A 22,947-nucleotide genomic window follows, 5' to 3' on the forward strand; every position below is an offset into this window, starting at 1 on the left:
AGAAAGAGGGACAAAAGATGAAAATGAAGCATGCTTTTGGTCCTATAATTTTAGCGTGTGTGCTTTTTTTCATTATCATTCTAATCCCCTCGAAAAGTTTAGTGCCGCTTATTAGTGATAAGAAGGTAGAAGATGCGGCAACTTCTTTACAAAAAGGGAAATTACAAAGTGTTTTCTTACAGCAAAAAATGTTAGAGAATTCACAGTATTTACCGATGTACGGTTCATCAGAATTTTTACGAATGGATGCATATCATCCGTCTAATTATTTCAAAGTAAATCCAGCTGGTTTTACACCGTTTTTAATTGGAACTGGCGGTACACAAAGTTTAGCTCATATTTTAAATATGACATCTACTATGGATGAATTAGAAGGTAAAAAAGTAGTCTTTGTTCTTTCACCACAATGGTTTACAAAGACTGGTGTATCACAAGGGGATTTCACTAATAATTTCTCCAAACAACAAGCATATCATTTTATTTTTAATGATGAGATAAATCCAGAAATGAAGAAGCAAATCGCGAAACGGCTATTAGATTATAAAGTTGTTCAAGAAGATGATATATTAAAAAATTCATTAGAAGGTATTGTATATAATGATACGAAACATAACATAAAAGCAGGTTTAGTTAAACCACTTGCTTATATGCATCGAAATATTTTAGATCATAGAGATTTATTTAACTCTTTATTTAAAATCGAACCGATGAAAGAGAAAACAAATATCGGACTTCGTTCAATTTCTTGGGAAGACGCACGTAAACACGCAGAACAAGAAGGGAAAGCTGAGTCTACTACAAATACATTCGGAATTGAAAATCCGTATTATCATAAGAATAATCTGAAGAAAAAACTAAAAGGTTTAAAAAACTTTAGAGCAAATGAAACATATGATGAATCACCAGAATATGATGATTTGCAAATTATTTTAGATTTATTTAAAGAGAAAAATGTCAAACCACTCTTTATTTCTGTACCTGTAAATGGGCCTTGGTATGATTATACTGGCTTTCCGAAAGAACGCCGTGAAGTGTATTATAAAAAAGTTCGAGAACAGGTCGAGAAAGCAGGATATCCAGTAGTTGATTTCTCTGGTCATGAATATGATAAGTATTTCTTAAAAGATACGATTCATTTGGGCTGGAAAGGTTGGATTTATTTTGATGAAGCAGTGCAGAAATTTAATTCTGAGAAATAAAGTATAGAAATCGGAATGGCTATGGCCGTTCCGATTTTTTTAGTATAGAGGATTTTGGTGAGGGCAATTTGGGAATACATGTATATCTTGAATCTGTCTATAATCATAATGTTTCATTGCGAACTGGGCTTGATAAAGGTATTCATATACATATAATTGACCATCATGCGCTGAACATAATACGCCAGAAGTTCCTTGCCCATTTATGAAGGAAATACCGATAGGGCGTCCGATTAAGTATGGTATTTTTTGCTGCCAATGCATAGGGGAATCACTCCTTTTTGAGATAATATACGAAATGGACGAGTGAATTGTTGCTTATCCATGTAAATGTTAAACTGAGGGGTTTTCTTGTAATTTCTACAGATTAGTCAATTTAAACATAAAAAACCGCTATAGTTCGTAATGAATGTATAGCGGTTTTTATTTATTATCTTAAGCAAGATTTTTACGTTTTTTTGTCCATTTTTTAATGATGAAGTATAAAAGAACGAGTATGACACCGCCAATTGCGAATGATTTCACATATGGCCCAGCAATATCGTTAATATTCTCCCAATTTTCACCTAGTTTTTCACCTAAATAAATGAAAATAATAGACCAAGGGATAATCGCAAGGGCTGTTAATGTAGTGAAACGTAGTAATGGCATTTTTGTAATACCAGCAGGAATTGAAATCGCATGCCGCACTACTGGAATGAAGCGTGCTGTAAAAATGACACCAGTTCCGTAACGATTAAACCAATCTTCTGCAGCATCTATTTGTTTTTTATGTATGAAAATATATTTTCCATAACGTTCTAATATAGGGCGGCCGCCGTATCGTCCAAGCCAATAAATAAAGATTTGGGCAATAACACCGCCAATTGTACCGAATACAACTGCGCCTATAAATGAGATACTACCATTGAATACTAAGTATCCTGCATAAGCAAGGACAATTTCACTTGGAATAATCTCAATCATCAGTCCAAGCATAATGCCCCAATAACCTAGTCCTTCAAAAAACGTTAATACTGAATGAATAAAACTACTTAACATTGTTGCACCTTCTAGTTTATGAATTTTTTAGTATAAGAACCTTTTATTTAACGACGTAAAAGGTTCACTATATGTAGATTATACCTTATTTACATAGGGGATTGCTATTTCAATTCTTTTATGTCTCTCATAAGTATTATAGTAAAGGATATAAGCCACGTTTTCATGAAGGGTTAATGAAAAGATTATTAAAAATTTCTCATATATCAATGATAATAGACTGAAAATTAAGTATAATGATATAGGTCTTTAATTTACAAAAATAGGAGGGGGACGTATGTATATTACAGATCCGATTTATGGACCAATCTCTATTCGTGATAGAGATATCCTTCGATTGATAGATACAAAAGCATTTCAGAGGTTGGCGTATATTAAACAACAAGGACATACTTATTTTTTACATGAGAACGCAATACATACAAGAGAAGAACATTCGATAGGTGTATATATGCTAGTAAATAAAGTGATAGAACATCTTACTGAGATTGGTGACATACATTTATCGAAATATGAACGCAAGCTAGTATCTACTGTAGCCCTTCTACACGATGTTGGACATGGTCCGTATTCACATTGTTTTCAGCAAATATCGGGTGAAGATCATGGTGAGTGGACGGTACGAATCATTCAGGAGGACGAAGAAATACGTACGATTTTAAATCAGACACCTGGATTGTTAGATGATGTAACGAAAGTTTTAACAGAAGATGGAGTTTTTCCAATTATAGATGAGCTCTTATTTAATTCATTAGGAATGGATCAATTAGATTTTTGGAATAGAGATTTATATTATTCTACGCTTGAATTAGAGGGCTTACAAATTGAAGAACTGATTGCTAGTATACGTTTTATTAATGGTAAACTTGTAATTGAAGAATCTGGAATCCCTTTGATCGAACAACTAATGAAAATGAAAGAAGAACTTTATAATAATGGTTTTGGTCATCCGTTTGTAATAGGAAAAGATTTATTGTTGCAATCCTTTTTTCAAAAGATAATGGAGAAAAACCTTTCGTTCCATACTCTGGAAATACAAAATTTCTTTCATAAAGAAGAGAAGTTAGTAGTAGAGGACTTTCTTCCGTTACAAGATGAAATAATTTTAAATGAAATACAGTGCTTTGCAAAATCAGATGATGTTGAAATAGTATCTTTAATTCAACTGTATGTTTCACCAACCAAAAGTTTATCATTTCAAAAAGGAGTGGAGGGTGATTTTAAAAAGGAAAATAACAATTTAGCGATAATAACTGAGAAAAAGGCGTACAGTTCATATGTAGGGGGTATTTACGTTTATAGTGAGGGGCAGTTAGAGGATATTATAGAAAAATCCCCTTTTATTCAACAGATAGTGAGATTACCTAAAAAAGAATATGCATATTCTTTTTAAATTGGTTTGAAAACATAAAATAGATGGGGTGGAAATGTGAACTGGAAAGAACGTCTTCTAGAATTGGATGATTTACCAATTATATTAGAATGGTATAACGACGAAGAATTACATAACATAGCAGATATGAAACCATTTAAGCGATATACAATAGAAGAACTTCGGGAGTATTGGACTAAAAAATTAGCGCGGTCTTATGCAAGTTATCATGTAATAATAGTGCAGGATAAAGTAATAGGTAGAGTTGGATTAAAAAAGACAAAATATAAGGATACATATGTGATGGAATACTCTATTCTCATTGGCGTTTCAAATTTATATTCAAAAGGGATTGGAACAGAGGTTACAAAGTATTTTATTAATAAATCATTTTTAGATCCCGATATACAAGCGGTTCTATTGCAAGTTAGGGAAGATAATAAGAGGGCAATTCGGTGTTATGAAAAAGCTGGATTTAAAAAAATAAAATCGTATATAGAGAATGAAGTAAAGGTATTTAATATGCATAGAATTAAGGGAGAGGTAACAGTATAAAAAGAAAATGTAAATGATTAATTCCAAATATAATGTAAACTAAGGGTTTGAAACCTAAAATGACATTACTTGCAGGTGTACGTAATACCACCATTTTATATGAAATGAAATATAGACGAAAAACGAATTAGATTGAAGTAAAACACGCATCTACATATATGACAGGTAGCTGCTTGTTTTCATTAAAAAAATAGAAGCAATTCTGCTTCTATTTTTTTACGGTTTCACATCTAAATTTTGTAAAAATAACGTTGCTGTTACGTAACGCTTTGCTAACATTTGTACATAAGCGGTATGTACAGAAAGGGTCGCAATAATAATGGCGTTACGAATCGCTTCACGTTGTTCATTATTAATTTGATCAAACTTGCTTGCGATTTTATCAGCTTTTTCTTTTACGATGTTTTCAATTGTATGAACGGTATCTGTTGCATTTAATTGTAAGCAATTCCCTTGATTGAGTTCTTCAAATAGAGAAGAGTATGCTACATATAAATGAACAGGATTGATTAAATCATCACTTCGATCGGCTGGGTCATTTACGATAAGGCGTAATAGCTTACGAATGGATTCGAAATCAAGTGCTGTTTTTAAATCTTCGACAATGAATAGTAAGGCTGCTTGTTCAATTGAATATTTTTTCCCTTTTTGAGGAGAGCCAATCATTTCTTTTATATCTCGTTTCACCCAGTTTTGCATAGCAGTTACAGAGAAACTTGTGTTTTCAATCTGATTGCCAAGTGCGACTATTTCATTTAAAGAAAAACCGACGTCAGTATCGTCAATTTTAATCAGCTTTTCAAAAATAGGTGAAAGTGCGGTAGTAATAAAAGCTGTAACGCTTTGTCCGCTTTCAATATCTTTTTTATGTGACTTCGCCCAAGCTTCTTGTAAAATACCGAGAGGCTTTTTCGTATTCCATCCTCTTAGTGATAGAAGAAGGGTAGCCATTTCGTTTCGTGTGAGATGAAATGTTTCCATCTTTTCACCTCCAAAATAATAAAAAGTTCTTATGAACTTATAATATGTTTTGTTTCATTTAAAGTCAATTCTGTTTTGCTTAATTTTTCCTTTGTCACCAAACTGTTGAAAGTAAATAATACTTGCATATTTCGACAAAAGTTCATATAATAAGTTCATAAGAACCTTTAAAATGTTTTTAAAAACAAATCTATCACTCTGAATTTACTAGAAAGATAGATTTCACATATATCTATATAAAAGGAGAATGGATATAATATGTTGAAAAAACTTGTAGCAGTAATGACAGCATTCATGGTTATCTTTGGAGCTAGCAGCTTTATGTTCGTAGATCATGCGGCAGCGAAAAGTTACAAATCTGGTAAAAAATCATTTACACCAAGTTCAGGTCAAAAGTCAAAAGTTGATTTAAACAAAAAAGACTCAAATGTAAATTCTCAAAAAACGACTCCAGATTCAAAAACGAAAGCAACAAACACAGCACCAAAAAGTAATAAAGGAAGCTTTATGAAAGGTTTATTACTAGGTGGTCTTGGTGGTTTACTAATGGGTAGCTTATTTGCAAATATGGGAGCTCTTGGTTCTGTATTAGCATTTATGGTAAATATGTTAGTAATGGCTGGTATCGTAATGTTAGCAGTTCGTGCATTTAAATACTTCAAGAACCAACGTAAGAAGAAGGCAGATGAAGTAGCATGGAAACAATAAAAATTTCTGAACAAGAATTAATAAATGCGCTTTGCGTATATATCGCTGAAAAAAGACAAGTGGGTCCAGAAGAAGTGTTAGTTGAACTCATGTATGACGATGACTACGGTTTCTCTGCGGAAGTAGAGGTAAATGGTCGCCAGCAAATTTTAATTCAAGCAAACTTAATCGAAGCATTACGTTTATTGCTTGACAGAGAATATAATGTCAATGCATTCGCAGCGAGATTACAACTTGAATTAGATGATGAAGAAGGTATTTACGCATTAGCGAAATTTAATAACTCAGATGAGTAGAGAAAAGAGCTGTTGAGAGTAATCTCAGCAGCTCTTTTTAGTATGTGCATATGTAGAAGAATGATCACGCCAAATTTCATTCATCTTTCGTCTACCGATATCTACCATCGGATTAAACTGAATTGCAGCTTTCTGACGAACAGAGTGAACGTTTTGAATGGCGTGATATAATTGTTGGTCGACTATATCATGTTTTTCACCTGCATATTTAGCAATTGATAGACCTGCAACTGTTCCTTGCGCCATCGCAATTTTTCCGCTTTCAATGCCTGTAATATTGCCAGCTACAAATAAACCAGGAAGAGGGGTTTCCATTGTTTCGGAATGGAGAGGAACGTGTCCGCCTAATTCTAAAATGTAATGGAAGGGACAACCAGCTACAGCTGCAAGTTCGGCAAGTGGGTATAATCCCCCAGCAATACAAACAAAATCTGCTTCATATATTTTCTCTGATCCATTCATAACATTTCCTTTAGAGTCAATATTAGCAACACGTACACCTTCAACTTGATCTGTTCCGATAATTTCAAGAGCTGCTTTCCGAAGGTGAAGTGGCGTTCCGTTTATTTTCATTCCGCTGTTTGGATAGAATGTTAATCCAGCTTTTCGAATCCAATCATATTTCATAAAGTGGCTACCTATTCGTAAAATAGCAGAAGGAGCGAGATGTGCTGCATTTAAAAGAGAGTTTAAAACTTCTTCAGGTTCACCAGCTTTTTGACTTAACTCGCTTTTTACAGGGAGTACAATATGATCTACTTTAATTCCCGCTAATTGCAATTCACTTAAAATGGCGAAAGACAAAATGTTAGCACCAATAATGATTCCTTTTTTTCCAACTTGCACGCGATGAACATTTGTCATAACTTGAGCTGCTCCAATTGACATCACTCCTGGAAGTGTCCAGCCTGGAAGGGGAATAGAATATTCCGCAGCACCAGTAGCAAGTAGTACGAACGGTGCTTCTAACGTACCGATATTAGTATGTACAAACCAATTGTTTTCATCTTTATCTAAATTATAGACCGAAACACCGCACCTGATATGTACTGAAAGTGATTCTGCTTCTTCATGAAGTCGCTTCGATTCTTCTATTCCGTTCCACCATTCTCCAGTAGGCTCTTGATGCAACTGTCCTAACAATCTCCCGCCCGGCTTCATAAATTCATCAATAACGAGCACTTTTAGTCCGAAACGAGCACAAGAGATAGAAGCAGATAATCCCGCTGGTCCTGCACCAATGATAATTACATCACTCATCGTTTTTTCACCATCTCTCTCACGATATTCGGATGCTGTTTCCCGCTTTCAACAACCATGTTTTCTTCTACAACAGTTAAGCATGCGCGTACATTTGTTTGATTATTTACTGTCACGCGGCATTCGGAACAGTGCCCGATATTACAATAAATACCTCGCGGTGTCCCGCTATCTTCATGAACTCTTAATGTCCGTATTTCATTTGCTAACAGGGCAGCAGCTATCGTTTCATGTTCATATGCTTCGTATTGATGACCGTTAAATTGAAAAGTAATACGCTCACTACTTTGTAAAGTACCTAAAATAGGGTGATGTGTAATTCTATTCATTTACTTTCACCTACCGATCCAAAAGTAACTGCACGTATTGGTGGTTGATATTTTAACGGTAGTTCATTAAGAGTTACGTCAGGATTCGCATTTTCTATCATTCGATCTATCATTATTCTGCATGTGCGACCACCGCAAAATCCCATGCCAGCACGTGTTCTTAGTTTTAATTCTCTTGCCGAGCAGTTATATTCAGCAATTGTCGATTGAAGTTGTCCATATGTAACCTCTTCACAACGACAAACGATTAAGTTGTTTTTATTTGTCATATGTATTCCTCCTCTAGTTCGGTTTGCACAAATTATATATGCAAAAATCATGCCAATATAGAGGGGAGAGGGCTACCTGTAAACGCCTGATTGGTGCATACTGATTCTTTATTGAAGTCCGAGTTTCTTTAAACGGTTATATAAAGTAGCCCTTGTTACGCCAAGTTGTTTTGCGCATTCTAATTTATTCCCATTTAAAATTCGTAAAGCCCTTTCAATAACTTTTTTCTCATGCTCATCCATCTCTTCTTGTAAAGAAAGGATTGTATTATTGTTGCTGAGTAATAGGGAATGAGCTGTATGGTTGTCTAAAGTTTCAGTCGTATGAAATGGTAAATATTCTTGTTTTATAATTCCGTCTGTTGCGAATACCACAAGCCGTTCAACAACGTTTCGAAGTTCGCGAATATTACCTGGCCAATTGTAATGAAGCAGTTCATGCATAATGCTTGAAGGTAAGTCACGAATTGGTCGGTTATAGTTGATCGAAAAATCGTTTAAGAATGAGTATGTGAGTTCGATAATATCCTCTCGTCTTTCACGCAGCGGTGGAATATGCAGGCTAACTACATTTAAACGATAATATAAATCTTCTCGGAAAGTTCCTTTTCTCATTTCTTCTTGTAAATCCCGATTTGTAGCAGCGATAATGCGGAAATCAATATTAATTTCTTTTTCTCCGCCAACTCGGTAATACTTTCGTTCTTGTAGTACACGTAACAGTTTTACTTGCATATCGAGCGGCATTTCGCCAATCTCATCGAGGAATAAAGTACCGCCTTGTGCGAGTTCGATTTTACCTTTTTTCCCTTTACTATTCGCTCCAGAAAAGGCCCCACGCTCGTAACCGAATAATTCACTTTCAAATAAAGCTTCTGGAATTGCCCCGCAGTTAATCGAAATGAAAGGCGCCTTCGCTGCTTCACTTGCTTCATGAATTGCTTTCGCAAATACTTCTTTTCCAACTCCGCTTTCCCCAAGTATTAAAACAGTTGATTTCACCGAACAAACTTTTCTAGCTAATTGTATCGTTCTTTGTATAACAGGACTTTTCCCATTCATCGCAAGGAATGGATCGGATTCATCTTTATACTTTGCCACTTCTTGTTCTAAACGGTGCATTTCATGTGACATATTAAATAGTTTTTCATTTAAAGCGACTTGATTTGTAACATCTGTTTCTGAAACGACTGCTCCTATAATTTCATCATTACAATAAACTGGATTTGAATTAATTAATACGAATAAATCGGGACGAGGCTGATGGAACTGAGCGACTATATTTTTTCCATCATGTAAAGATTGTAAAATTTCCAAGTCTTTATAATCAAAAAAACGAGTAATCGGTTGCCCAATAATCTCATTATGGTTGACTGAAAATATTTTTTCAGCACCATCTGTCCAAGTTCGAACGCATTCTTTACTATCAATGACTGTAACAGAAGAGTCAGTTGTTTGTATTACGGTGTTATAAAATGACTGTAGTTCATTGTAGGACTTATAAAGAAATGGAATCATTTGCTGAGAGGTTATACAGAATATCGGCTCATCGTTTTCGTTAAGGATGATAACAGCTAATTCATAAGAAAAAGCGTCAATTAATGCAGTGAATGAGTCATCTACATAAATAATGGCGCAATTATATTCTTCTGTAGTAGAAGGGAGATAATAAAACCTTCCGTTTACTTGCTTAATGTGATTAAGGCTACATGTATGATCGATTAAAATACTTTCCAAAAACTCTTGTATAGTCGGAAATGAAAATGCCATAATATCCTCCCATTATGTATAAAAAATTTGACAGTGATAAAAAAATAATACACCTATTTACTATAAATTTGAATTATTTTTACAAATAAAAATATTGTTTATGGAAATTGTATATGTGCAGAATTGGCACGTCAATTGCATAAAAGAAAGTGAGAGGTTTAGGGAAAGGAGGAGTATATTGTGAGGCACTGCGACGTTTTAATTATAGGTGGTGGAATAATAGGGTGTTCTATCGCTTATTACACTTCAAAATACGGAAGAGACGTAACAATCATTGAAAAAGGAGAATTTGTCAGCGGGACGTCTTCACGGTGTGATGGGAATATTTTGGCCATTGATAAAGACCCAGGGTTTGATAGTCAAATGTCTTTAGTAAGTCAAAAATTAGTAACTGATTTAAGTGAAAAATTAGAGCATTCATTTGAATATAGGGCACCAGGAAGTATTCTCGTATGTGAGTCAGACGAAGAGATGGAAGCTGCGCAGCAATGGGTAGATCGGCAAAAAGAAGCTGGATTACCGTTTCGAATGCTTGATAGGCAAGATATAAGAGAAGAGTCGCCTTTTTTTGCTGATGATTTATTAGGCGGTTTAGAATGTGCGACGGATTCAACTGTGAATCCATATCTCCTTGCTTTCTCGCTTCTGTCAGAGGCACAAAAGTTTGGCGCAAAAGCCTTTAAGCAGACCGAAGTAAAGAGTATGAAAATAGAGACGAATGGTTCATTTGTTGTAGAAACTACGAATGGTACTTTTACAGCAAAACAAGTTGTAAATGCAGCCGGTGTGTGGGCTCCTAAGATTGGTCAGATGTTAAATGTAAATATACCAATTGAACCGAGAAAAGGGCATATTATAGTAGCATCAAGGCAACAACATGTAGGATGCCGTAAAGTAATGGAATTCGGTTATTTAATTTCTAAATTTGGCGGAAAAAGAAAAGTAGATGCTTTAACTGAAAAATACGGGGTTGCGCTCGTATTTGAGCCTACTGAAAGTCAAAATTTCTTAATTGGAAGTAGTCGTGAATTTGTAGGGTTTCATACGAGAATAAACAATGAAGTCATTAAATGTATCGCAAATAGAGCGATTCGCTTTTATCCGAAAATGGCAGATATGATGGTAATTCGTTCTTACGCTGGTTTACGTCCGTGGACAGAAGATCATTTGCCGATTATTTCACGAGTGGAACATATTCCGAATTATTTCATTGCCGCTGGACATGAAGGGGATGGGATTAGTCTTGCAGCAGTTACTGGGAAAGTAATTGAAGAGTTATTAAATGAAAAAGAGACAATTATTCCTATTGAACCACTTCGTTTGAGTCGTTTTACAGAAAGGGTGTTAAACGGATGAGGTCACAAAGAGTCTTTACGACTATTGATACACATACGGGCGGGAATCCAACGAGGACATTAATTAGCGGACTTCCAAAGTTGATTGGAGAGACGATGGCAGAGAAGATGTTACATATGAAAAAGGAATATGATTGGATTCGAAAATTGTTAATGAATGAACCGCGTGGTCATGATGTAATGTCAGGGGCATTATTAACAGACCCGTGTCATCCTGAGGCTGATATAGGTGTTATATACATAGAGACAGGTGGATACTTACCGATGTGCGGTCACGATACAATCGGTGTATGTACAGCGTTAGTTGAATCAGGTTTAATTCCAGTAGTTGAACCGATTACTTCTTTAAAACTAGATACCCCGGCTGGCTTAGTGGAAGTAGATATTGCTGTTCAAGATGGAAAAGCAAAAGAGGTATCTTTCTGTAACATACCAGCTTTTTTATTGAAAAATATTACTGTACACGTCAAAGACATTGGAACTGTAGAGGCTGATATTGCGTATGGAGGGAATTTTTATGCCATTATTGATGCGAATTCAGTAGGCCTAGAATTAGTACCAGAAAATGCATCTACAATCATCGATAAGGCGATTCATATAAGAAACACAATTAATGAGAAGTTTGAAATCATTCATCCAGAGTATTCGTTTATTAGAGGATTAACACATGTTGAATTTTATACAGATGCTACTCATGAATGTGCGCATGTGAAAAATACAGTTGTTGTACCACCAGGCGGAATAGATCGATCCCCATGCGGTACAGGAACATCTGCGAAGCTAGCTGTATTATACGCTCAAAAAGAAATCAAAATTGGTGAAGAGTTCATTCATGAGAGTATCGTTGGTTCTTTATTTAAAGGATATGTCGTGAATACGACACATGTTGAAAATATTGAAGCTGTCATAACGAAAATTACGGGGTCAGCTTGGCTTATGGGTATGCATAAATTTTTTTACAATGAAATGGATCCACTCAAAGAAGGATTTTTGCTAATTCCGCCGATGGAACATGAAACGGAGGATATAAAATGAACATTCAAAAAATGTATACAGCAGTAGACGTACATGTAAATGGCGAGGCATTTCGTGTAATGAAAGACGTACCATGCAAATACTACTACAGTTTGGAGCAATTAAATGAACAATTTTCAGGTGAATTAGCAGAAGAGATGAAGCTTTTATTAAATGAACCACGTGGTTTTATTGGTTTGAATGGGTGTATTGTCGTTCCATCTATCCATAATGAAGTAGATGCAGCTGTATTATTTTTTAATCATGAAGGTTCGATTCCGCTTCATTATGGGGGCATTGTTGCGGTAATAACGATGTTACTCGAAAGTGGGTATTTAAAAAAGAGAGAGTCCAATCAATATAAAATTGAAACGTTATCTGGAATATTTTTAGTTCATGCGTATGTAGAGAATGATGAAGTTATATCTGTTTCGTTTGAAAGCAAACTTTGCTATTTGATTGAGGAAAATTTACAGGTTGGTAATGTAAGTTATTCTCTCATACAAGCAGATAAAGTATATGCAGTTGTAGAAAAAGGTGCGTATTCGCCAGAAATTCGTGTTGAAAACATTCCAGAATTGAAAAGATGGGGAGAAGCTACACTGCAGGCTATACAAAAACAGTCGCTAATAAAAAGGCTTATTTTAGTAGATCCTTCGCAAAAAGAAAAGAACCATATAAAGTCGATTACATTTCATGAAGATAACTTTATCGTACGTTCGCCAGGTTTTGTTTCTACTATCGTTTCCTATGTTCATGCGTTATTTAAAAATGATTATATGGCGGATAAACCTTTTAAAAATGAAAGTATATTTAATAGTTTTATAACTGTGGAAAAAGTGAAGAAGGAGGAGCTAGGATACATTTTCCGTTTTGAAAGTAGAGGATTTATTACAGGAATGCAGACGTTTCTATTAGACCCTACGGATCCATTTCCGGCAGGGTTCTTATTAAAATAAAATGTGATAAGGAGAGATAAATATGCAAAAAATTAAAGGGGCATTTCCAGTATTAATAACACCGATGGATGAATTTCAGGAAATTAATTGGGATGGGGTAAAACAAAATGTAAATTACTTTATCGAACAAAAGGTTGCAGGTGTCATCATTAATGGAAGTACAGGAGAGTTTGTAAGTTTATCAAAAGAAGAACGATTTAAAATGGTAGAAACCGTGTTGAAAGAAATTGATGGCCGTATTCCAGTCATTGTTGGAACTGCAGCAGAGACGACGAAAGAAACAATTGAATATACGAAACATGCAGAAGCACACGGAGCGGATTGTGCATTAATTATAAACTCTTACTATTGTAAACCGAAGGAAGAGGAGATTTATTTTCATTTTAAAGAAATCTCAAACTCTGTAAATATACCAATTATGTTATACAATAATCCATTTACTTCTGGTGTTGATATGAGTACAGAGCTAATGCTCCGTATTGGAAAAGAGTGTGAAAATGTTACACATATTAAAGAATCTAGCGGAGATATTCGAAAAGCAAGAGATTTAGTAAGACAAAGTGAAGGGGCTTTCCAAGTCTTCTGTGGTTCTGAAGATTTAGTTATGGAATCATATTTAGTTGGTGCCTCGGGATGGGTTTCAGTAGCAGGAAATATCGTTCCTGGTCTCGTTACAAAAATGTATGAGCATTTTCAAAATGGTGAATTAGAAAAAGCATGGGAAATAAACGATGCTATTTTACCACTTTGCGAGTTTCTTGAAGGGTCAGGGAAATATGTTCAAATCGTTAAACGTTCCATGGAATTACATGGGCAAGCGGGAGGACCTTCTCGCTATCCAAGACTAGGATTAACTGTTAACGAAGATCAAAAGCTTCAAACGATTTTATCAAATATTGCAGCTCATACAGCTGTTTAAATAAGGAGGAGAACATAATGTTAAAGACAAATATTGAGCTGAAACCAAAAGTGGAAGCGTTTTTAAATGAAGAAATTAAAATGTTTATTAATGGCGAATTTGTTTCTGCTATTGGCGGAAAGACGTTTGAAACGTACAATCCAGCAACAGAAGAGGTTCTAGCAGTCGTATGTGAAGCGCAAGAAGAGGATATTGATGCTGCAGTAAAAGCGGCAAGATCTGCATTTGAATCTGGTCCGTGGGCAGAAATGACTACTGCTGAAAGAGCGCATCTTATTTATAAATTAGCAGATTTAATTGAAGAACATAGAGAAGAATTAGCGCAACTAGAAGCTTTAGATAATGGAAAGCCATATCAAGTAGCACTTGATGATGATATTTCAGCGACTGTAGAAAATTATCGTTATTACGCAGGATGGGCTACAAAAATTATTGGGCAAACAATCCCGATTTCAAAAGATTACTTAAATTATACGAGACATGAACCTGTTGGTGTTGTAGGACAAATTATTCCGTGGAATTTTCCGCTTGTTATGTCTTCTTGGAAAATGGGAGCTGCACTGGCGACGGGGTGTACGATTGTATTAAAGCCAGCAGAGCAAACGCCTTTATCTTTACTGTATACAGCGAAACTCTTTAAAGAGGCTGGATTCCCAAACGGTGTTGTAAACTTTGTACCAGGATTTGGTCCTGAAGCAGGAGCGGCAATTGTAAATCATCATGACATTGATAAAGTTGCTTTTACAGGATCTACTGTTACAGGAAAGTATATTATGCGTCAGTCTGCAGAAATGATTAAGCATGTAACGTTAGAGCTTGGCGGCAAATCACCAAATATCATTTTAGAAGATGCGGACTTGGAAGAAGCAATTAGTGGTGCATTCCAAGGTATTATGTATAATCACGGTCAAAATTGTAGCGCAGGATCACGTGTATTTGTTCATCGTAAACATTATGAAACTGTAGTAGATGCACTTGTGAAAATGGCGAACAACGTAAAACTTGGAGCAGGTATGGAGAAAGGAACGGAGATGGGTCCACTCGTATCTAAGAAACAACAAGAGCGTGTGTTAAATTACATTGAGCAAGGGAAGAAAGAAGGTGCTACAGTTGCGGCTGGTGGTGAACGTGCGCTTGAAAAAGGTTATTTCGTTAAGCCAACTGTATTCACAGACGTTACAGACGATATGACAATCGTTAAGGAAGAAATATTTGGACCAGTTGTTGTTGTACTTCCATTTGATTCGACAGAAGAAGTAATTGAACGAGCGAACAACTCATCTTATGGCCTTGCTGCGGGTGTATGGACGCAAAATATCAAAACGGGTCATCAAGTGGCAAATAAATTAAAAGCAGGAACAGTGTGGATTAATGATTATAACTTAGAAAATGCAGCTGCACCATTTGGTGGATACAAACAATCTGGTATTGGCCGCGAATTAGGTTCATATGCGCTTGATAATTATACAGAAGTGAAAAGTGTTTGGGTAAATATAAAGTAATAGGGCGTTTTACTGACAAAAATTGAGGGATGAAATAATGAAAGATGCGGACAACTAGAAAGTTTGATAATAGTTGTCCGTTTTCTTATATACAAAATTGTTTTTCAAAAGAATGATAAGGGGGATTTGGATGGAAAATTTAGTAGAATGGTTAGTAGGGCAAGTGTGGAGTATCGGTTTAGTTGTTTTTGCATTAGGGGCAGGCGTATATTTCACGATTGCAACACGCTTTTTGCAAATTCGTTATTTTAAAGAGATGATTAAACTATTATTTGAAGGAAAGAGTTCAGAGACGGGAATATCATCTTTTCAGGCATTTTGTTTAGCCTTATCAGGAAGAGTTGGAATTGGTAATATCGCAGGGGTAGCGACAGCAATCGCTTTCGGCGGGCCTGGAGCTGTATTTTGGATGTGGGTAATGGCTTTGTTAGGGGCAGCGAGCGCGTTTGTTGAATCAACATTATCTCAAGTATACAAAAGTAAAGTAGGGAATGAATATCGCGGCGGTACTCCATATTTCATTGAGAAAGGTTTAAAAATGAAATGGTTTGCAGTCATTGTAGCGGTAGTTGTAACACTTTCATATGGCGTGTTATTACCAGGTATTCAATCTAGTAGTATCGCAGTTGGATTTGAAAACTCTAATGGTATTAACAAATATATAACTGGTATATTTTTAGTCGTGTTACTAGCAGCAATTATTTTTGGTGGTGTAAAGAGAATTGCTGGCGTTTCTCAAATGCTTGTTCCATTTATGGCAATTGGTTATGTAATTGTTACATGTATCATATTAATTGCGAATGTAACGGAGATTCCAAGTATGTTTGCTTTAATTTTCTCTAGCGCATTTGGTGTAAATGAAATGTTTGGTGGAATTGTTGGTGCAGCTATTGCATGGGGCGTAAAACGCGCTGTATTTTCAAACGTTGCTGGTGTCGGAGAAGCGACGTATAGTTCGGCTGCTGCTGAAGTATCGCATCCTGCAAAACAAGGATTAGTTCAAGCGTTTTCCGTATATATCGATACAATTGTCGTATGTACAGCGACAGCTCTTATGATATTAATTACAGGTATGTATAATGTTATACCTGAAGGGAAACGCGCTATTGTAAAAAACATAGGAAATGTGGAAGCAGGTCCAATTTATACGCAACAAGCAGTTGAAACTGTGATGACAGGGTTTGGTCCAATATTTATTTCAATTGCAATTTTCTTTTTTGCATTTACAACGTTACTCGCTTATTACTATATCGCTGAAACGACACTTACTTATTTAGATCGTCAATTGAAGTATGGCTGGTTAAAACCAGTTTTAAAATTTGGATTTTTAATTATGGTTTACATCGGTAGTGTTGAATCAGCGTCGCTTTTATGGAATCTCGGAGATTTAGGAATCGGTAGTATGGCATGGTTAAACTTAATCGCGATTCTATTATTAAGTAAAATCGCATTAAAAGTGTTAAAAGACTATGAAACGCAGAAAAAAGAAGGGAAAGATCCAGTATTTAATCCTAAAAATGTGGGGATTGAAGGATTAACATTTTGGGAAGAAAGAAGTAAAGAGGTTGAAAGAAAAAGTTATTGTAGATGATAATTTAAAATTATAACGTAAATTAACTGAAAATTCTTAATTTAAAAGAAGGTATATTGCCTCCATTTCATCGCATACTACAATAGGTATGGATAATATGACTGGAGGGAATAAGATGGAACATGAGCAACATAGTTCGATAAATGATATTCTACATCATTATAAAGAAGGTATAGGTAGTTTTACAAATCAAATTCCTGAAATCGCTGAGACATATAATGCGTTTACGCAAGCTTGTTTTCAAGAGGGTGCTTTAACAAAAAGAGAAAAACAACTTATTGCATTAGGAATTAGTTTAGCAACGCAAGATGAGTATTGTACAATTTATCATACAAAAGGTTGTCTTGATCAAGGATGTTCGGATAAAGAGATTCTGGAAGCATGTGGTGTTTCAGCAGCATTTGCTGGCGGAGCTGCGATGAGTCAAGCGGTAACTTTAGTGCAAGAGTGTTTAACAGAACTGAAAAATCAAAAGCATTGAATAAAAAAACGTTTTAAACTTTATGTTTAAAACGTTTTTTTATGTGAAATTAAATTTGTATTCACTTTAGTATTCTATATCTTCATAAATCGAATTCTCTACATCAGGAAGAACTGTGTATATACTCTTACCGATTAAAGCTTCTAATTCTTTCTTAATTGCATAAAACCCTTTCCAATGTAAAGATGTATGAGATGTTGTACCATGACGCAAACCAACGGAAATTAATCTTCTTTCCAGCGTAGTAAAGCCATCCGCGTCAGCAAGAGCGTCACAAAGAGTAATTACTTTATTGTATAAGTCGTAGTTACTATGTTCATTCAATATTGCAACCAACCGGCTTTTCATATGGTCAGGAACGAGATGCCATTCCGCTGCGATATCTATATGTTCATTTTTACAGGGAAATGAGTGTGTCACACAAATAATGGCGTTTCCTGCATATCCTAAATCATTCATATACATATAACCATCATAGGAATGAATGACCGATTTGGTAAAACCTTTGTATCTTCCGATATCATGCAAAAGGGCAGCGTTATATGCTATGTCAGCATCTAGGTCATACCCTTTTTTTATAAGTTCTATAATTATGTTTTCAGTTGCATGAGCAACATGTAGTGAATGTTCAAACCAAGGGCCCGGGTTTTGTTCATATGCCCATTCGAGTAGTTCTTTTGCGTACGTTCTATCTAATATATATTTCATATCGTTATCCTTTCACAAAAAATCATATCTTAATATAAATTCATCTTATTATTTCATTATTCCTTCTTTAAAAATTGTTACAATGAAACAAAAGGGGGAAAAGTAATGCGAAATTTAGTAATTGAAGAAATTAAGCAACTAGAAAATGATATGGAAGAACTTTCGAAACTTTTGAAAACGGTTGTAAATGATGGGGCATCAATTGGTTTTTTGCCTCCACTGGAACAAAAAGACGCAACAAAGTATTGGCAAACAGTCATAGCGCCAGAAGTGATATTGTATGTAGCTAAAATAAACAACGAAGTAGCAGGGAGTATTCAATTACAATTAGTTACAAAGCCTAACGGAATTCATAGAGCCGAGATTTGCAAATTAATGACTCATCCAAACTTTAGACGTAACGGTATTGGACGATTGCTTATGCAAAAAGCAGAGGAACGAGCGAAGCAAGAAAACAGGTCTCTTTTAGTATTAGATACTAGAGAAGGAGATCCATCCAATAAATTGTACAAATCATTAGACTACCAAGAAGTTGGAACAATACCAGGATATGCAATTTCTCCGAATGGAAAGTTAGATGCTACGGTTCTTTATTATAAATGCATATAAATTGTGATTAAAAGGTTATCATACTGAATAATAAGAAACTATTTTAACACCGTCTATATTTTTCTGGCGGTGTTAAATAAATTTATTGATATAATCCATTTAACGCACTAAATGAATTTGAGAAAGTTTTTAGAGGGTTCTTTTAGTAATGATTCTCGTCTTATAATAAATGTAGAGAAGATGACTAGCCAACTATAGTTATTTTCGCTTTATTATCGGAAGGGGATGAAAGAATGAAAAAGAATAGTTTACAAAAGATGAAGAAAGTTATTTTAAGTGGTGGCGTATTACTTACGGGATTATTAACATTTGGATTTTCAGAAAAGGCTTCAGCTCATGGTTATGTAGAATCACCAGCGAGCCGATCTTATTTATGTAAGCAAGGGGTAAATGTAAATTGTGGACCGATTCAATATGAACCACAAAGTGTAGAAGGGATAGGGGGATTTCCGCAACTAGGACCTTCTGATGGACAAATTGCAGGGGCTGGTCATTTTCCTGCTTTAGATGTTCAAACTGTGGATAGGTGGAAGAAAGTTACGTTAAATGGCGGGACGAATACATTCAAGTGGAAACTAACTGCTCCTCATAGTACGAAAGAGTGGAAATATTATATTACGAAAAAAGGCTGGAATCCAAATAAACCTTTAACGCGATCAGATTTAGATTTAGTGCCATTCTATGTGAAAAATGACGGTGGGGCTAGACCAGGGACAACAGTAACGCATGAAGCAAATGTACCAACTGATCGTAGTGGATACCATCTTATTTTAGCTGTTTGGGAAATTGCAGACACTGGAAATGCGTTTTATCAAGTTATAGATGTAAACCTTGTGAATAATGGCTTAGCTTCAAATTTCGCTTTTAACAACGTAGTGCAAGCTCCTACACTATTTTAATTGAAACATATATTTCGATCATCTAATTCATTTTAGATGATTTTTTTTATGAAAATGATGAAAAATATAGAAGAAAGTGCAATTATTTATAAAAAAATATGCTTTAAATATTGTCATATTTGCTTCTTTAAGATATCCTTTTCATGAAGAGGTGGAAAACATGGAAAAAGTACTAGTTTTCGGGCATAAAAACCCAGATACAGATGCAATTTGTTCTGCAATTGCTTATGCAGAATTGAAAAAAGAATTAGGAATGAATGCTGAGCCTGTACGTTTAGGCGAAATCAGCGGTGAAACTCAATTTGCGTTAGACTATTTTAAAGTAGAAGGACCGCGTTTTGTTGAGACAGTAGCAAGCGAAGTGGACAACGTTATTTTAGTTGACCATAACGAGCGTCAACAAAGTGCTAACGATATCGAATCAGTTCGTGTGTTAGAAGTTATTGACCATCACCGTATTGCTAACTTTGAAACAAGCGATCCTATATACTATCGTTGTGAGCCAGTTGGATGTACAGCTACAATCTTAAACAAAATGTACAAAGAAAATGGCGTTACAATTCGTAAAGAAGTTGCAGGTTTAATGTTATCTGCAATTATTTCAGATTCTTTACTATTCAAATCTCCAACTTGCACAGAACAAGACGTAGCAGCTGCTCGTGAATTAGCGGAAATCGCTGGTGTAGATGCTGATAGCTACGGCTTAGAAATGTTAAAAGCTGGTGCTGACTTAAGCGGAAAAACAATGGAGCAATTAATCTCTCTTGACGCTAAAGAATTCCAAATGGGTAATGCGAAAGTTGAAATCGCACAAGTAAACGCTGTTGATACAAACGACGTTCTTGTACACCAAGCGGAACTTGAAAAAGTAATTTCTGCAGTAGTAGAAGAAAAAGGTTTAGACCTATTCTTATTCGTTGTAACTGATATCTTAACTAACGATTCTGTCGGTCTTGCGATCGGTAAAGCAGCAAACGTTGTTGAGAAAGCATACAACGTATCACTAGAAAACAACACAGCTACATTAAAAGGTGTTGTATCTCGTAAAAAACAAATCGTACCAGTATTAACAGAAGCATTCCAAGCTTAATTTTATTGAGTACACATAAACAGCAAGGACAAGTAGTCAGATTGGCTACTTGTCCTTTTTTATCTCTAAAAAACAGAAAATTAAAAACGGGAGGGTTGTGTATGTTTAATGATTTGGAGAGTAAATTACAGTCACTTTTAGAGCGAAATATTACGTCGGTTTCAGAATTAGAGAGCTGGCTTTCGGAAGAGCTGCGTTTAAACGCAGAAATAGAAGAGGAGTTAACGATCAATTTAATCGCTATGTATAGAGATACAAAAGATAGTAATATACGTGATATACATATGTATAACCAAAATACAATTCAGCCACTTTTAAAAAGATACAATGCAAAATTTGACCAGAAATTTAGAGATTGTCTGTTTTCTGATTTATTAGATGAGCAGAAATATGGATTTATGAAAAAAGTAAGATTTTTGAAGAGTAAGATGTTTAATGAAAAAAACATTGCGCTTTCCGTTAAAGAGCAAGAACTTATTACGAAATATAGAGAAATAATGTCTAACATATCTATTAATTGGGAAGGCGAGCAAAAGACGTATGCATACGTAAAAGCAAAGATAGATAACCCGAATAGAGCTATACGAGAAAAAGCTTGGTATGCTTTGTGCGAAGCAAGAAGTATAGTGAAAATAGAAATAGATTGTATTATGAAGGAACTCGTACAATTACGGAATCAGATGGCTTTAAATGCAGGGTTTAATAATTATAGTGAGTATGCCTTTAAACAAAAAAATAGAGATTACAGTATTGAAGATTGTTTTAAGTTTCATGAGTCGATAGAAAAGTGTGTTGTACCAATTTGGAAACAGTTAGGAAGTCTTTTTAAAAAGAATCTTGATGTAAAAACGTATCGTCCCTGGGATCTTGCTCCTTGTAATTTGCAAAAATCTCCATTTGAAAATTACATTGATTTATTGGATGGAATTGAAGAAATGTTGCGGAAGACAGATTCATGTTTTCATGAGAAATTTACTCATATAAGGAAAGCGGGATTAATTGACGTACAAGAACGGAAAAATAAAGCACCAGGAGCTGCTTGCTTTACCTTATCTCATAGTAAAGACGTTTTTGTTTATTCTAATTTTAGTTCTTCATTTTATGCAATTAATGCATTAATACATGAATTGGGGCATGCATTTCACTTTTATAAACAATTTAACAATGAAAGTAGTATGCAGGAAAGATACCTTCGTGAAGAGGTGGCGGAACTTTATTCCCTTAGTCTTGAATTACTATTAATGGATAAGCTTAATATTTTTTATACGCAAGAGGATGATTATAAAGAAGTACAGCGAGCTCAATTATATCGTACTTTATCGTTATTAATATCGTCAGTTTCAGGAGATGTATTCCAGCACTGGCTTTATACAAATCCAAACCATTCACCAGAAGAGCGAGATGAAAAATATATTGAACTATGTAAAAGGTATCAATATTCATCAGTTGATATTGCAGGAGTAGAGAATGAAATTGGTTCGAGTTGGTTCGAGTCATTTCACTTTGTTCAGTTTCCTTTTTATAAAATTGAATATGCAATTGCACAAATAGGAGCGATGCAATTGTTTCAAATTTATCGAGAGAATCCGGAACAAGCGATTGCTTTCTTTGAAGAGGGAGCGAATTCAGATTGGAATTTACCTATACAGGAAATATATATAAATACAGGTGTTGCGTTTGACTTTTCGGAAGAAAGGATACAAAGTACTGCAAGGGCTATTTTTTTCATGTTTTGACAAGTTGCGGTGAGATAAGCCTGCATTTGGACAGACTTCAGCCCCCGAAATCGAGCATATCGATAGCCATGTAGTTCTTTGGCGTCCGCAAAGCTTCGCTCTATAGTTGAACAGCGTACTTTGTACAACTTTTTCCCTGTAACTGTTAGTTTGTTTTTTCTAGCGATATCCTTATATTTCTCCCATATATGATGAGTGATAACTTTTTGTTTTTGTTTCTTTGAAAAACATACCTCACGTAGCGGACAAACAGCGCAGTCTTCTGGGTTGGATTTATAGTGACGATATCCTTCACGATCCGTTG

At 35.2% G+C, this 22,947-nt stretch carries 23 protein-coding genes and 2 pseudogenes; 16 read left to right on the forward strand and 9 right to left on the reverse strand.

Annotated features, from left to right (window positions below):
• Window positions 1-17 precede the first annotated feature (17 nt).
• Window positions 18-1,199 (forward strand): D-alanyl-lipoteichoic acid biosynthesis protein DltD, encoded by a 1,182-nt coding sequence (gene dltD, locus C4S65_RS11370; protein WP_000782288.1) that lies wholly within the window; start codon window positions 18-20, stop codon window positions 1,197-1,199.
• Between the two features lie 39 nt (window positions 1,200-1,238).
• On the opposite strand, the gene C4S65_RS11375 is transcribed toward dltD, so the two are convergent.
• Together C4S65_RS11375 and C4S65_RS11380 are read right to left on the reverse strand one after the other, a co-directional pair.
• Complete coding sequence (locus C4S65_RS11375) at window positions 1,239-1,463, reverse strand: hypothetical protein (RefSeq protein WP_086406353.1); 225 nt, start codon at window positions 1,461-1,463, stop codon at window positions 1,239-1,241.
• 171 nt (window positions 1,464-1,634) lie between these two features.
• Window positions 1,635-2,240 carry a DedA family protein gene (locus tag C4S65_RS11380; protein ID WP_000952912.1) on the reverse strand — a complete coding sequence of 202 codons (606 nt, stop codon included), beginning with the start codon at window positions 2,238-2,240 and terminating at the stop codon, window positions 1,635-1,637.
• Between the two features lie 277 nt (window positions 2,241-2,517).
• Here C4S65_RS11380 and C4S65_RS11385 point away from each other — a divergent pair, with 277 nt between their 5' ends.
• Both C4S65_RS11385 and C4S65_RS11390 read left to right on the forward strand, forming a co-directional pair.
• Window positions 2,518-3,633 (forward strand): HD domain-containing protein, encoded by a 1,116-nt coding sequence (locus tag C4S65_RS11385; protein WP_000275996.1) that lies wholly within the window; start codon window positions 2,518-2,520, stop codon window positions 3,631-3,633.
• Window positions 3,634-3,669: 36 nt separating this feature from the next.
• Window positions 3,670-4,167, forward strand: a complete 498-nt coding sequence (locus C4S65_RS11390) for a GNAT family protein (RefSeq protein ID WP_001104064.1) — start codon at window positions 3,670-3,672, stop codon at window positions 4,165-4,167.
• Window positions 4,168-4,383: 216 nt separating this feature from the next.
• Here C4S65_RS11390 and C4S65_RS11395 read toward each other — a convergent pair whose 3' ends face one another.
• A complete protein-coding gene (locus tag C4S65_RS11395; protein WP_000447231.1) occupies window positions 4,384-5,148 on the reverse strand; it encodes a DUF1836 domain-containing protein in 765 nt (254 codons plus the stop codon).
• 258 nt (window positions 5,149-5,406) lie between these two features.
• On the opposite strand from C4S65_RS11395, the gene C4S65_RS11400 reads away from it, so the two are divergent.
• Window positions 5,407-5,856: a hypothetical protein gene (locus tag C4S65_RS11400; protein ID WP_000914480.1), complete on the forward strand. Its 450-nt coding sequence runs from the start codon at window positions 5,407-5,409 to the stop codon at window positions 5,854-5,856.
• On the forward strand, window positions 5,844-6,152 hold the full coding sequence (locus C4S65_RS11405) for a YxcD family protein (RefSeq protein WP_000447757.1): 309 nt from the start codon (window positions 5,844-5,846) through the stop codon (window positions 6,150-6,152). The genes C4S65_RS11400 and C4S65_RS11405 overlap by 13 nt, the downstream gene beginning before the upstream one ends.
• A 24-nt stretch (window positions 6,153-6,176) precedes the next feature.
• Here C4S65_RS11405 and C4S65_RS11410 read toward each other — a convergent pair whose 3' ends face one another.
• The 4 genes from C4S65_RS11410 to C4S65_RS11425 all read right to left on the reverse strand — a co-directional run bounded on the left by C4S65_RS11410 (window position 6,177) and on the right by C4S65_RS11425 (window position 9,780).
• Window positions 6,177-7,412 (reverse strand): NAD(P)/FAD-dependent oxidoreductase, encoded by a 1,236-nt coding sequence (locus tag C4S65_RS11410; RefSeq protein ID WP_001286088.1) that lies wholly within the window; start codon window positions 7,410-7,412, stop codon window positions 6,177-6,179.
• Window positions 7,409-7,741, reverse strand: a complete 333-nt coding sequence (locus C4S65_RS11415) for a (2Fe-2S)-binding protein (RefSeq protein ID WP_001080019.1) — start codon at window positions 7,739-7,741, stop codon at window positions 7,409-7,411. The genes C4S65_RS11410 and C4S65_RS11415 overlap by 4 nt, the downstream gene beginning before the upstream one ends.
• Window positions 7,738-8,010, reverse strand: a complete 273-nt coding sequence (locus C4S65_RS11420) for a (2Fe-2S)-binding protein (protein ID WP_000182619.1) — start codon at window positions 8,008-8,010, stop codon at window positions 7,738-7,740. The genes C4S65_RS11415 and C4S65_RS11420 overlap by 4 nt, the downstream gene beginning before the upstream one ends.
• A 108-nt stretch (window positions 8,011-8,118) precedes the next feature.
• Window positions 8,119-9,780 carry a sigma 54-interacting transcriptional regulator gene (locus C4S65_RS11425; RefSeq protein WP_000885737.1) on the reverse strand — a complete coding sequence of 554 codons (1,662 nt, stop codon included), beginning with the start codon at window positions 9,778-9,780 and terminating at the stop codon, window positions 8,119-8,121.
• Between the two features lie 180 nt (window positions 9,781-9,960).
• Between C4S65_RS11425 and C4S65_RS11430 the strand changes: the two genes are divergently transcribed.
• The 7 genes and pseudogenes from C4S65_RS11430 to C4S65_RS11460 all read left to right on the forward strand — a co-directional run bounded on the left by C4S65_RS11430 (window position 9,961) and on the right by C4S65_RS11460 (window position 17,601).
• Window positions 9,961-11,136, forward strand: coding sequence for an FAD-dependent oxidoreductase (locus tag C4S65_RS11430; RefSeq protein WP_001215272.1), 1,176 nt, complete (start codon window positions 9,961-9,963; stop codon window positions 11,134-11,136).
• Complete coding sequence (locus tag C4S65_RS11435) at window positions 11,133-12,170, forward strand: proline racemase family protein (protein ID WP_061667193.1); 1,038 nt, start codon at window positions 11,133-11,135, stop codon at window positions 12,168-12,170. The genes C4S65_RS11430 and C4S65_RS11435 overlap by 4 nt, the downstream gene beginning before the upstream one ends.
• Entirely contained in the window at window positions 12,167-13,108 is a 942-nt protein-coding gene (locus C4S65_RS11440; RefSeq protein WP_061667194.1) for a proline racemase family protein, read from the forward strand. The genes C4S65_RS11435 and C4S65_RS11440 overlap by 4 nt, the downstream gene beginning before the upstream one ends.
• A gap of 22 nt (window positions 13,109-13,130) precedes the next feature.
• Window positions 13,131-14,027: a 4-hydroxy-tetrahydrodipicolinate synthase gene (dapA, locus tag C4S65_RS11445; RefSeq protein ID WP_098838728.1), complete on the forward strand. Its 897-nt coding sequence runs from the start codon at window positions 13,131-13,133 to the stop codon at window positions 14,025-14,027.
• Between the two features lie 17 nt (window positions 14,028-14,044).
• On the forward strand, window positions 14,045-15,529 hold the full coding sequence (locus tag C4S65_RS11450; RefSeq protein WP_061667196.1) for an aldehyde dehydrogenase family protein: 1,485 nt from the start codon (window positions 14,045-14,047) through the stop codon (window positions 15,527-15,529).
• A gap of 130 nt (window positions 15,530-15,659) precedes the next feature.
• Window positions 15,660-17,136, forward strand: a pseudogene (locus C4S65_RS11455) (alanine/glycine:cation symporter family protein).
• 72 nt (window positions 17,137-17,208) lie between these two features.
• Window positions 17,209-17,601 carry a carboxymuconolactone decarboxylase family protein gene (locus tag C4S65_RS11460; RefSeq protein ID WP_001999958.1) on the forward strand — a complete coding sequence of 131 codons (393 nt, stop codon included), beginning with the start codon at window positions 17,209-17,211 and terminating at the stop codon, window positions 17,599-17,601.
• A gap of 66 nt (window positions 17,602-17,667) precedes the next feature.
• On the opposite strand, the gene C4S65_RS11465 is transcribed toward C4S65_RS11460, so the two are convergent.
• The gene (locus tag C4S65_RS11465; protein WP_000874108.1) at window positions 17,668-18,309 is read right to left on the reverse strand and encodes an HD domain-containing protein; all 642 of its coding nucleotides are present in this window, start codon (window positions 18,307-18,309) and stop codon (window positions 17,668-17,670) included.
• Window positions 18,310-18,414: 105 nt separating this feature from the next.
• On the opposite strand from C4S65_RS11465, the gene C4S65_RS11470 reads away from it, so the two are divergent.
• The 4 genes from C4S65_RS11470 (at window position 18,415) to C4S65_RS11490 (ending at window position 22,643) form a co-directional block, all read left to right on the forward strand.
• Window positions 18,415-18,918, forward strand: a complete 504-nt coding sequence (locus C4S65_RS11470; protein WP_001245261.1) for a GNAT family N-acetyltransferase — start codon at window positions 18,415-18,417, stop codon at window positions 18,916-18,918.
• Window positions 18,919-19,151: 233 nt separating this feature from the next.
• Window positions 19,152-19,817 carry a lytic polysaccharide monooxygenase gene (locus C4S65_RS11475; protein ID WP_000742282.1) on the forward strand — a complete coding sequence of 222 codons (666 nt, stop codon included), beginning with the start codon at window positions 19,152-19,154 and terminating at the stop codon, window positions 19,815-19,817.
• Between the two features lie 160 nt (window positions 19,818-19,977).
• Entirely contained in the window at window positions 19,978-20,907 is a 930-nt protein-coding gene (ppaC, locus tag C4S65_RS11480) for a manganese-dependent inorganic pyrophosphatase (RefSeq protein ID WP_000416871.1), read from the forward strand.
• A gap of 101 nt (window positions 20,908-21,008) precedes the next feature.
• On the forward strand, window positions 21,009-22,643 hold the full coding sequence (locus C4S65_RS11490; protein ID WP_103945231.1) for a M3 family oligoendopeptidase: 1,635 nt from the start codon (window positions 21,009-21,011) through the stop codon (window positions 22,641-22,643).
• Here the strand turns inward: C4S65_RS11490 and C4S65_RS11495 are convergent.
• Window positions 22,619-22,947: pseudogene (locus C4S65_RS11495) on the reverse strand (transposase); the annotation flags it as partial. The gene C4S65_RS11490 and the pseudogene C4S65_RS11495 sit on opposite strands and share 25 nt — an antisense overlap.

The sequence above is a fragment of the Bacillus sp. ok061 genome, assembly GCF_900108285.1.
GTDB lineage: Bacteria > Bacillota > Bacilli > Bacillales > Bacillaceae_G > Bacillus_A > Bacillus_A thuringiensis_S.